This window comes from Dictyobacter arantiisoli (assembly GCF_008326305.1).
In the GTDB taxonomy this organism is placed as follows: domain Bacteria; phylum Chloroflexota; class Ktedonobacteria; order Ktedonobacterales; family Ktedonobacteraceae; genus Dictyobacter; species Dictyobacter arantiisoli.
Genome location: NZ_BIXY01000250.1, coordinates 1 through 1,113 on the forward strand (window position 1 = coordinate 1; position 1,113 = coordinate 1,113).

The following is a 1,113-nucleotide window of genomic DNA, read 5'->3' on the forward strand; positions in this document are numbered from 1 at the left end:
TGGCTTCATGGCGGCTGGGAAAAATAGCCTTCTCAGCACACTCTTTCTTGAGTGTTGCCCAAAAGCTCTCGATCATCGAGTTGTCGTAACAATCACCTTTTCTGCTCATACTCACCTGAATGTGGTGCTCACGCAGCACTGTTTGATAGCTGCTGCTGGCATATTCGCTGCCGCGATCTGAGTGATGGATCAGCCCAGCTCCTGGTTGTCGTTGCCGCAGTGCCATCTGCAGCGCTGCTTTTACCAATTCCGAATCATGATGTTCGCTCATGGACCATCCAACGATTCTGCGGGAATAGGTGTCGAGCACTCCTGCAAGGTAGAGCCACCCTTCTCGCGTCTCAAGGAAGGTAAAATCTGAGACCCACTTTGTGTTGGGTGCATCAGCGGTAACATCTCGCTCCAGCAGATTCGGCGCGAGCGGAAAGCCATGCTGACTGTTCGTGGTCCGCGGCTTTCGCTTCGGCTTTCTCGCACTCAACTGCTGTTCCTGCATCAGCCGTGCCACCCGTTTTCTCCCACAGAAGATCCCCTGTTCCTTCAATTCTGCATGAATACGCGGACTCCCATAATGGCCCCGATTTTGATGATACGCATCTTCTATACGCTCCGCAAGGTGTTCGTCATCCCGTTTTCTTTGACTTTTGCCTCGTTTACGCCAGTTGTAGTAGCCATTTTCCGAGACTTCAAGCACATGACACATGCGAAGAATGGGAAACACCTGGCGATGTTCATGAATAAACTCGAATTTTACGGATGGGGCTGCGCGAAGATGCTCATCGCTTTTTTTAATATATCCCTTTCTTGCCGGAGAATTTCATTTTCACGCTTTAATCTTCTCATTTCCTCTTCGATTGAGGTTTGATGGCCCTTCCCTGGAAAAGCCTCTGCCCCTCGCTCTCCAAATTCTTTGCACCATTTGCTTAATGCACTATCAGAAATACCTAAATCTCTGGCTATTTGTGTTTTACTCTTTCCACTGGTTTCAAAGAGTGTGACAGCTTGCTGCTTGAATTCCTTGGTATAGATCGGTTGAGATTTGCCCATTGAACCCTCCTGATATGAGTATAGCAGATTTCTCTTCTCCGACCCTCCAAATTCGGGGGAATTCCA

1 pseudogene is annotated in these 1,113 nt (G+C 48.8%); it reads right to left on the bottom strand.

The features are described 5' to 3' along the window. Positions 1–1,047, bottom strand: a pseudogene (locus F1593_RS28070) (IS3 family transposase); the annotation flags it as partial. Positions 1,048–1,113 lie beyond the last annotated feature (66 nt).